Below are 9780 nucleotides of genomic sequence, written 5' to 3' on the forward strand. Positions count from 1 at the left end.
TCGTCCTCGTTCGCACAGCGGTTCGCAACCTAGAGTACCGGCCCGCCAACCCCCAGTTGACCAGTCCACCCATTTACGCACCGAGGGTCCCACACGCCGACCTGTGATTCTTCGGCGGGCGACAACCGGACACCGGAAATCTTGAAGTGGAATTCACCCGAAACGACGAGAGGGCGCCCCGGTGCCGACCGGGGCGCCCTCTCGCGCAGGTCACGGCAGCGGTCCGCCCGCGGCCATGGCGGAGAGCTTGGCGAACTCGTCGGCGTTGAGGCTCGCGCCACCGACCAGCGCGCCGTCGACGTCGCTCTGGCCGACCAGCTCACCGATGTTGCTGGACTTCACCGAGCCGCCGTAGAGCACGCGGATCTCGTCGGAGATCTCCTTGCCGTACTTGTCGCTGAGCGCCTGCCGCAGCGCGCCGCAGACCTCCTGGGCGTCGGCGGCGGTGGCCACCTTGCCGGTGCCGATGGCCCAGACGGGCTCGTAGGCGACGACGACCTGGCGGACCTGCTCGGCCTTGAGGCCCTTGAGCCCGTTGATGAGCTGCGTGGTGCAGTGCTCCACGTGGCCGCCGGCCTCGCGCACGTCGAGGGCTTCGCCGACGCAGAGGATCGGCGACATCTCGTTCTTGAGGACCTGGCGGACCTTCTTGTTGACGAGCTCGTCGGTCTCGGCGTGGTACTCGCGGCGCTCCGAGTGCCCGACGACCACGTAGCTGCACCCGAGCTTGGCGAGCATCGGTCCCGAGACCTCACCGGTGTAGGCACCGGACTCGTGCTCGGAGACGTCCTGGGCACCGTACTTGATGCCCAGCTTGTCGCCGTCGATGAGCGTCTGGACGCTGCGGATGTCGGTGAACGGCGGGATGACCGCCACCTCGACCTTGGCCAGGTACTTCTCCGGCAGCGTGAAGGCGAGCTTCTGCACCAGGGCGATGGCCTCGAGGTGGTTGAGGTTCATCTTCCAGTTGCCGGCGATGAGGGGCTGACGAGCCATCAGGCTTCACCTTCCAGGACCTGAACACCCGGGAGCTCCTTGCCCTCCAGGTACTCCAGCGACGCGCCACCGCCGGTGGAGATGTGCGAGAAGCCGTCCTCGGGCAGGCCGAGGGTGCGCACGGCCGCGGCCGAGTCGCCGCCGCCGACGACGCTGAAGGCCTCGGAGTCGACGATGGCCTGCGCGATTCCCCGGGTGCCTTCGGCGAAGGCCGGGAACTCGAACACGCCCGCCGGGCCGTTCCAGAACACGGTGCCGGCACCGCGCAGGACCTCGGCGAACTGCTCGACGCTGCGGGGGCCGATGTCCAGGCCCATCCAGCCGTCCGGGATGGCGTCGGCGTCGACGGTCTGCTTCTCGGCGTCGGCGGCGAAGCGGTCGCCCGCCACGATGTCGACCGGCAGCACGATCTTGTCGGCGGCGTCGGCGAGCAGCTTCTTGGTGTTGTCGATCTGGTCTTCCTGCAGCAGCGAGGAGCCCACGCCGTAGCCCTGCGCGGCCAGGAAGGTGTAGGCCATGCCGCCGCCGATGAGCAGCTTGTCGACCTTGGGCAGCAGCGCCTTGATCACGCCGAGCTTGTCGGAGACCTTGGAACCGCCGAGCACCACCGCGTAGGGGCGCTTGGCGTCGCCGGTGAGGGTGCGCAGGACCTCCACCTCGGCGAGCACGAGGCCGCCTGCGTAGGCGGGCAGCTTCTTGGCGACGTCGAAGACCGAGGCCTGCTTGCGGTGCATGACGCCGAAGCCGTCGGAGACGAAGGCGGCGCCGTCGCCGACCAGGGCGGCGAGGTCGGCGGCCAGCGACTCGCGCTCGGCGTCGTCCTTGCTGGTCTCGCGGGCGTCGAAGCGCACGTTCTCCAGCAGCGCGACGCCGCCGTCGGCCAGTCCCGCGACGGTGGACTTGGCGGACTCGCCGACCAGGTCACCGGCCAGCGCGACGTCGGAGCCCAGCAGCTCGCCGAGGCGGCGGGCGACCGGTGCCAGCGAGAACTGCGGGTCGGGCTCACCCTTCGGGCGGCCGAGGTGCGCGGTGAGCACGACCTGCGCACCGGCTTCGGTGAGCTTGGTGACGGTCGGCAGCGAGGCGCGCACGCGGCCGTCGTCGGTGATCTTGTCGCCGTCCAGCGGCACGTTGAGGTCGGCGCGCACCAGGACGCGACGACCCCGCACGCCCTCGGACAGCAGATCGTCGAGGTTCTTCACGCTCTAACTCCTCGTGAGACGGGAAGACCCGCACGAGCCGGGCGGAAGCGCTGCGGCTCGTGCGGGTCTCATCCAGTGTTGCTCAGGCCAGCTTCGAGGCGACCAGGGCGGTGAGGTCGGCGAGGCGGTTGGAGTAGCCCCACTCGTTGTCGTACCAGCCGACGATCTTGACCTGGTTGCCGATGACCTTGGTCAGCGGCGCGTCGAAGATCGTCGAGTGCGGGTCGGTGACGATGTCGGAGGAGACGATCGGGTCCTCGTTGTACTTGAGGATGCCCTTGAAGCGGCCCTCGGCAGCGGCGGCCTTGAAGGCCTCGTTGACCGACTCGGTGGTGGCTTCCTTCTGCACGGTGGCGGTGAGGTCGGTGACCGAACCGGTCGGCACCGGCACGCGCATGGCGTAGCCGTCGAGCTTGCCGTTGAGCTCCGGGATGACCAGGCCGATGGCCTTGGCGGCGCCGGTGCTGGTCGGCACCACGTTGACCGCGGCGCCACGGGCGCGGCGCAGGTCCTTGTGCGGGCCGTCCTGCAGGTTCTGGTCCGCGGTGTAGGCGTGGACCGTGGTCATCAGGCCCTGCTCGATGCCGAAGGTGTCGTTGAGGACCTTCACCATCGGCGCGAGGCAGTTGGTGGTGCAGGAGGCGTTGGAGATGATGGTCTGCGTGCCGTCGTACTTCTCGTCGTTGGCACCCAGCACCACGGTCAGGTCCTCGCCCTTGGCCGGGGCGGAGATGATGACCTTCTTGGCGCCGCCCTCGTCGACGTGCTTGCGGGCGTCGGCGGCGTTGGTGAAGAAGCCGGTGGACTCGACGACGACGTCCACACCCAGGTCGCCCCACGGCAGCTTGCCCGGGTCACGCTCGGCGAGGATCTTGATGAGCTTGCCGCCCACCTCGATGCCCTCACCGGTGACCTTCACCTCCTGGTCGAGGCGACCAAGGATGCTGTCGTACTTGAGCAGGTGCGCCATGGTCGCGACGTCGCCCAGGTCGTTGGCGGCCACGATCTCGATGTCGTGATCGCTGGCGGTCGCCGCACGCCAGAAGTTCCGCCCGATCCGACCGAAGCCGTTGATACCTACGCGAACGGTCACGCCGATCTCTCCTCGTGACTGACCCGGCCGATGACTTCGGCGGGTGAGTTGATGGTCTCGGGTTCACCCTATCTGCCTCGACAGCCCCCGCACGTGGGCGGTCGCGGGCTGTCACAGCGCGTTCGGGTGAGCGACGCCGAGCATACCCGCCGAACCCCGAGCGGGCGGCATCTTTGCAGTTCAGAAGCCCACCCCCGGCGGTGACGAAAATGCGCCACCGGTGATCGGAATCTCTGCACCGGTTCGGCGAAGCCCCCAGCCCGAGAAACCGACCCGACGCACGTCAGGCAAGCGGCGAAGCCGCTTCCTCATCACCCCGGCTAAGCAACCGGCACCGCCGCGGGTTCTGACACGTCGTCTGGCGAGGACAGCCGTTGCGCCGTGTAGTGGACACACATCAGCAACGGATCCCGCAGCCAGACGACGTGTCAGGTTCCGCTACCCGCACCGCGAAGCAAACCAGATCTCGAACACCGCAGATCAAGCCTCGGCTTCGAGCATTTCCGCTGTTACTGCTGACTCCGTGTCCGGAACGCCGAGCTCGCGGGCGCGCTTGTCGGCCATCGCCAGCAACCGCCGGATGCGGCCGGCGACCGCGTCCTTGGTCATCGGCGGGTCGGCGAGCTGGCCGAGCTCCTCCAGCGACGCCTGGCGGTGGGCCAGTCGCAGCCGGCCGGCGACCGTGAGGTGGTCGGGCGCGTTGGGGCCGAGCAGGTCGAGGGCCCGCTCGACGCGGGCGGCCGAGGCGACCGCCGCGCGGGCCGACCGGCGCAGGTTCGCGTCGTCGAAGTTGGCCAGCCGGTTGGCGGTGGCGCGCACCTCGCGCCGCATCCGCCGCTCCTCCCAGGACAGCACGCTGGAGTGCGCGCCGAGCCTGGTCAGCAGGGCTCCGATGGCGTCGCCGTCGCGGACCACGACGCGGTCCGCGCCGCGCACCTCGCGCGACTTGGCCGACACCCCGATCCGCCGGGCGGAGCCGACCAGCGCCAGCGCGGCTTCCGGTCCGGGGCAGGTGACCTCCAGGGAGGAGGACCTGCCGGGTTCGGTGAGCGAGCCGTGCGCGAGGAAGGCGCCGCGCCACGCGGCTTCGGAGTCGCAGGAGCCGCCGGAGACCACGTGCGCGGGCAGCCCGCGCACCGGACGTCCGCGCGGGTCGAGCAGCCCGGTCTGCCGGGCGAGCCCTTCGCCGTCCTTGACCACGCGCACCACGTAGCGGGTCCCCTTGCGCAGGCCGCCGGAGGTGATCACGTGCACGTCGGAGTGGTGTCCGAACAGCTCGTGGACCTCCTTGCGCAGCCTGCGCGCGGTGGATCCGCTGTCGAGTTCGGCCTCGACCACCACCCGGCCGGCGACGATGTGCAGTCCGCCGGCGAAGCGCAGCAACGACGAGACCTCCGCTCGTCGGCAGCACGTCTTGCTCACCGACAACCGGCTCAACTCGTCCTTGACCGCCGCGGTCATCGCCACTGGTCCGTCCTCCTCTCCAGTGCGGCCCGCAGGCTCGCCGCGAGCGCCTGCGGGTCGTGCCGTCCCGGCACGGCGGGCGCGGCGATCTTGTCCAGCAAGGTCCAGGCACCCAGGTCCGAGGCCGCCGAGCGCAACCGGTCCGGAGTGGGCACCGAGTCCGCATCGGCCAGCACGGCGTCGACCTTCAGCCGGGGCGCGTGTTGCGAGAGTACGTCCAGGTGTTGTTCGGGCGAGAAGCCCGCCGTCTCACCCGGCTGAGGGATGAGGTTGAGCACCACGAAACGCCGCGCCGACGTGGTCACCAGAGCCTCGTGCAGCTCCGGGACCAGCAGATGTGGCAGGACGCTGGTGAACCAGGAGCCGGGACCGAGCAGCACCAGATCCGCGTGGGTGACGGCCTCCACGGCCTGCGGGCACGCCGTCGGGGGACCATCACCGTTCGCGTGCAATCGCACTTGTTTCACCCGACCGGGTGTACTGGCGAGAGCGACCTGGCCTCGAATGGTGCGCACGGCCTCCGGATCGGAGTCCAAACCGACGACGTCGCCGATCATGTCCAGCGGCCGGGTCGACATCGGGAGCACCCGTCCCCGCACGCCGAGGAGCTCGCAGGCGTGGTCGAGCACCTCGACCGGGTCCTGCAGCACCTCCAGCAGACCGGCGAGCAGCAGGTTGCCGACCGCGTGCCCGGCCAGCGCTCCCGAACCGCCGAAGCGGTGCTGGAACACCTGCGACCACAGCTGCCCCCGCTCCCCGCCGTCGGCCAGCGCCGCGAGGGCTTTGCGCAGGTCGCCGGGCGGCAGCAGGCCGAGCTCGCGGCGCAGCCTGCCCGAGGACCCGCCGTCGTCGGCGACCGTGACCACGGCCGTCACGTCGGGGGTGATCCAGCGCAGCGCCGCCAAGGACGCCTGCAACCCGTGCCCGCCGCCCAGGGCGACCGCGCGGAGTGGCCGGTCTTCGCCCGTCACTCGCGCCCCAGGTCCCGGTGGACCGTCTTGACCATCATCCCGTCGTCCTCGGCGAGCCTGCGCGCCAGTTCTTCGACCAGCGCGACGCTGCGGTGCTTGCCGCCGGTGCAGCCCAGCGCCAGCGTCAGGTAGCGCTTGCCCTCCCGGTGGTAACCGGCGCCGACCAGCCGCAGCAGCTGCTGGTAGCTGTCCATGAACTCCTCGGCGCCCTCCTGGCCGAGCACGTAGTTGCGCACCTCCTCGTCGAGGCCGTTGAACTCGCGCAGCTCGGGGATCCAGAACGGGTTGGGCAGGAAGCGGCAGTCCATGACCAGGTCGGCGTCCATCGGCAGGCCGTACTTGTAGCCGAAGGACAGCACGGTCACGCGCGTGCGGGTGCTGGCCTCGGTGCCGAAGGCGTCCTCGATCTTGCTGCGCAGCTGGTGCACCGACAGACCGGTGGTGTCGAGCACCAGGTCCGCTTCCGAGCGCAGCCGCGACAGCAGCGAGCGCTCGGCGGCGATGCCGTCGGCCAGCCGGCCGTCGGCCTGCATCGGGTGGCCGCGCCGCACCTGCTCGAAGCGGCGGATCAGCACCTCGTCGGTGGCCTCCAGGAACAGCACCTTCGGCTTGTAGCCGCGGGCGTCGAGGTCCTTGATCACCGAGCCGAGGTCTTCGGTGAACGCGCGGCTGCGCACGTCCATCACCACCGCGACGCGGGTGATCTGGCCGCTGGAGCGGGCGCCCAGCTCGACCATGGTGGCGATCAGCTCCGGCGGCAGGTTGTCCACCACGAACCAGCCGAGGTCCTCCAGGCACTTGGCCGCGGTGCTGCGGCCGGCTCCGGACAGGCCGCTGACGACCGCGACCTCGATGCCCGAATGCTCGTCACTCACTTTGTTCCCCTTGTTTTCCGGCTGTCCCTTCGGCCAGCGCCGCGTGAACGGTTTCCGCGGTGCTGCGGCCGATCCCGGGTACCGCCACGATGTCCTCGACCGATGCCTGGCGAAGCTTCTTCACCGAGCCGAAGTGCTTGAGCAGCGCCGCGCGACGAGTCTCACCCAGACCCGGGATCGCGTCCAATGTGGAGCTCGTCATCCGCTTGCCCCGCTTCGACCGGTGGTAGCTGATGGCGAAGCGGTGCGCCTCGTCGCGCACCCGCTGCAACAGGTACAGCGCTTCGCTGTTGCGCGCCAGGATCACCGGATCGGGGTCGGCGGGCAGCCACACCTCTTCGAGGCGCTTGGCCAGGCCGATCACCGCGACGTCGGTGATGCCCATCTCGGTCAGCGCGTCGGCGGCGGCGTTGGCCTGCGGCCCGCCTCCGTCGATGACCAGCAGGTTCGGCGGGTAGGCGAACTTCTTGGGCCGTCCGGTGTCCGGGTCGATCCCGGACGGGGCGTCGGCTCCGTCCTCCCTCGCCTCCTCCTTCGCGGTTTCGCTGAGGTAGCGGGCGAAGCGGCGGCGCACGACCTCGTCGATCGAGCCGACGTCGCCGCCTTCGGCGCCCTCGCGGACCTCGAACCGGCGGTACTCGGACTTGCGCGGCACGCCGTCCTCGAAGACCACCAGCGAAGCCACCACGTCGCTGCCCTGCACGTGGCTGACGTCGATGCACTCGATGCGCAGCGGTGCGGTGTCCAGCGCGAGCGATTCCTGCAGCTCCTGCAGCGCGGCCGAGCGGGCGGTGAGGTCACCGGCCCGGCGCAGCTTGTACTGCTGGAACGCCTCCTTGGCGTTGCGCTCCACCGTTTCCATGAGCGCACGCTTATCACCGCGCTGCGGAACGCGCAGGCTGACGCGGCTGCCGCGCAGCTCGCCGAGCCAGCCGGCGATGGTCTCGGAGTCCTCGGGCAGCTCGGGCACGAGCACCTCGCGCGGCACCGGGCTCCCACCGGCGTCGGCCTGGTCGGCCAGCGCGGCCTGCTCCCCGTAGAACTGGGTGAGGAACTGCGAGGTGAGCGCGGCGGTGTCGGTCTCCTCCAGCTTGTCGATCACCCACCCGCGCTGACCGCGAACGCGGCCGCCGCGGATGTGGAAGACCTGCACGGCTGCGGCGAGTTCGTCCTCGGCGAAGGCCACCACGTCGGCGTCGGTGCCGTCGCCGAGCACCACCGCCTGCTTCTCCATCGCGCGGCGCAGCGCTTCGAGGTCGTCGCGCAGCCGGGCGGCCCGCTCGAACTCCAGCTCCGCCGAGGCCGCCTGCATCTGCTTGTCGAGCTTGCGCATCAGCTGGTCGGTCTGGCCGGCCAGGAAGTCGCAGAAGTCCTCGACGATCCCGCGGTGCTCCTCGGCGCTGACCCGGTCCACGCACGGCGCCGAGCACTTGCCGATGTAGCCGAGCAGGCACGGGCGGCCGATCTGCGAGTGCCGCTTGAACACCCCGGCCGAGCAGGTGCGCGCGGGGAACACCCGCAGCAGCAGGTCGAGGGTCTCCCGGATCGCCCACGCGTGGGCGTAGGGACCGAAGTAGCGCACGCCGCGCTTGCGCGGGCCGCGGTAGACGTGCAGCCGCGGGTACTCCTCGTGCAGCGTCACCGCCAGCACCGGGTAGGACTTGTCGTCGCGGTAGCGGACGTTGAACTTCGGGTCGTACTCCTTGATCCAGGAGTACTCCAGCTGCAGGGCCTCCACCTCGGTGCCCACCACGGTCCACCGCACGCCGGTGGCGGTGGTGACCATCTGCCGGGTGCGCGGATGCAACCCGGCGAGGTCGGCGAAGTACGAGGAGAGCCTGCTGCGCAAGCTCTTCGCCTTGCCGACGTAGATCACGCGCCCGGTGGCGTCGTGGAAGCGGTAGACGCCCGGGGCGTCCGGGATCGTGCCTGGTGCTGGTCGGTAGGTGGACGGGTCGGCCACGCCACCAGCCTACGTGCGAGCCCCGACGAACCTCGTCGGCGGCCGGTCCACCACACCGAGTGCGGTTGCGGGCACACTGGGTGGTCCACGATCTTCGCACGCACCGCCGGGAGGTCACCGTGAGCTACACCCACACCAGTCGTCCCGACCGAGGCCCCGAGCGCTCCGCCCCCGACCGCGCCGCGCTCGCCGAAGTGGGACCGGGCGTGCACGCCTGGGTGCAGCCGGACGGCTCGTGGTGGATCAACAACGCCGGTGCGGTGATCACCGACGACGGCATCGTGCTGGTGGACACCTGCGCGACCGCCGAGCGCACCCGGCGGTTCCTGGACGCGGTCCGCGCGGTCGGCGGCGAGGCTCCGATCCGCTTCGCGGTCAACACGCACCTGCACGGCGACCACACCCACGGCAACGCGCTGCTGCCGGATTCCACAGCGGTGGTGGGGCATTTCGCGACGCGCGACGGCATCCTCGCCGACACCCTGCTCACCGCGACGCCACCGGTCTGGGAACCCGTGCCGCAGTGGGAGATCACCGAGCACCGCGCACCGTCGGTGGTGCTGCGGGACTCGCTGACGCTGCACGTGGGCGAGCGCGCCGTCGAGCTGCACCACCCGGGTTTCGCCGCCCACACGCCCGGGGACGTGGTGGCGTGGGTTCCGGACGCGGCGGTGCTGTTCAGCGGCGACCTGCTGTTCCACGGCGTGACGCCGCTGGTGTTCATGGGTTCGGTGGAGGGCGCGCTGAAATCCTTGGAGTGGCTGGCCGGATTCCGGCCGACCGCGGTGGTTCCGGGCCACGGCCCGACGTTCCCCGGCTCCGCGCTCCCCCGCGTCCTGGAGGACCACGCGCGCTACTACCGCTTCGTCCTGGACACCGCGCGCAAGGGCCGCACCGACGGCCTCAGCCCGCTGGAGGCCGCGAAGCGCTGTGACCTCGGCGAATTCGCGAACTGGCCGGATTCCGAACGCATCGTGCTCAACGTCCACCGCGCCTACGCCGAGGCCGACGACCGCGACATGGACCTCGCCGAGGCGTTCGGCGACACCGTCACCTACAACGGCGGCCCCCTGCCGACCCACGTCTAGGTGTACTGACCTGAGAGGTTGGTTACGCGGCTGGCGGGTGGGCCGCCGATGCTGGTGTGGTGGCGGTGATGGTTGTAGCCGTGTAGCCAGCCGGGCAAGGCGGCGCGCCGTTGGGTCTCGGTGCTGTA

The 9780-nt window shown here is 70.4% G+C and carries 8 protein-coding genes and 1 pseudogene; 1 reads left to right on the forward strand and 8 read right to left on the reverse strand.

Annotated elements, in window-relative coordinates; all coding sequences use genetic code 11:
- Positions 1–210 precede the first annotated feature (210 nt).
- The 7 genes from tpiA to uvrC all read right to left on the reverse strand — a co-directional run bounded on the left by tpiA (position 211) and on the right by uvrC (position 8564).
- The gene (gene tpiA, locus E1181_RS24115) at positions 211–996 is read right to left on the reverse strand and encodes a triose-phosphate isomerase (protein ID WP_132678100.1); all 786 of its coding nucleotides are present in this window, start codon (positions 994–996) and stop codon (positions 211–213) included.
- The gene (locus E1181_RS24120) at positions 996–2198 is read right to left on the reverse strand and encodes a phosphoglycerate kinase (protein WP_132678102.1); all 1203 of its coding nucleotides are present in this window, start codon (positions 2196–2198) and stop codon (positions 996–998) included. Before E1181_RS24120 ends, tpiA begins: the two co-directional genes overlap by 1 nt.
- Positions 2199–2280: 82 nt before the next feature.
- The gene (gene gap, locus E1181_RS24125) at positions 2281–3291 is read right to left on the reverse strand and encodes a type I glyceraldehyde-3-phosphate dehydrogenase (RefSeq protein ID WP_132678103.1); all 1011 of its coding nucleotides are present in this window, start codon (positions 3289–3291) and stop codon (positions 2281–2283) included.
- 480 nt (positions 3292–3771) lie between these two features.
- Positions 3772–4758 (reverse strand): DNA-binding protein WhiA, encoded by a 987-nt coding sequence (whiA, locus tag E1181_RS24130; protein ID WP_132622499.1) that lies wholly within the window; start codon positions 4756–4758, stop codon positions 3772–3774.
- Positions 4749–5726 (reverse strand): gluconeogenesis factor YvcK family protein, encoded by a 978-nt coding sequence (locus E1181_RS24135; RefSeq protein ID WP_132678105.1) that lies wholly within the window; start codon positions 5724–5726, stop codon positions 4749–4751. Before E1181_RS24135 ends, whiA begins: the two co-directional genes overlap by 10 nt.
- The gene (gene rapZ, locus E1181_RS24140; protein WP_132678106.1) at positions 5723–6601 is read right to left on the reverse strand and encodes an RNase adapter RapZ; all 879 of its coding nucleotides are present in this window, start codon (positions 6599–6601) and stop codon (positions 5723–5725) included. The genes E1181_RS24135 and rapZ overlap by 4 nt, the downstream gene beginning before the upstream one ends.
- Positions 6594–8564, reverse strand: coding sequence for an excinuclease ABC subunit UvrC (uvrC, locus tag E1181_RS24145; RefSeq protein WP_132678107.1), 1971 nt, complete (start codon positions 8562–8564; stop codon positions 6594–6596). Before uvrC ends, rapZ begins: the two co-directional genes overlap by 8 nt.
- A gap of 119 nt (positions 8565–8683) precedes the next feature.
- Here uvrC and E1181_RS24150 point away from each other — a divergent pair, with 119 nt between their 5' ends.
- Positions 8684–9652 carry an MBL fold metallo-hydrolase gene (locus tag E1181_RS24150; protein WP_132678109.1) on the forward strand — a complete coding sequence of 323 codons (969 nt, stop codon included), beginning with the start codon at positions 8684–8686 and terminating at the stop codon, positions 9650–9652.
- Here E1181_RS24150 and E1181_RS24155 read toward each other — a convergent pair.
- Positions 9649–9780: pseudogene (locus E1181_RS24155) on the reverse strand (IS481 family transposase); the annotation flags it as partial. The gene E1181_RS24150 and the pseudogene E1181_RS24155 sit on opposite strands and share 4 nt — an antisense overlap.

This window comes from Saccharopolyspora terrae, assembly GCF_004348435.1.
In the GTDB taxonomy this organism is placed as follows: domain Bacteria; phylum Actinomycetota; class Actinomycetes; order Mycobacteriales; family Pseudonocardiaceae; genus Saccharopolyspora; species Saccharopolyspora endophytica.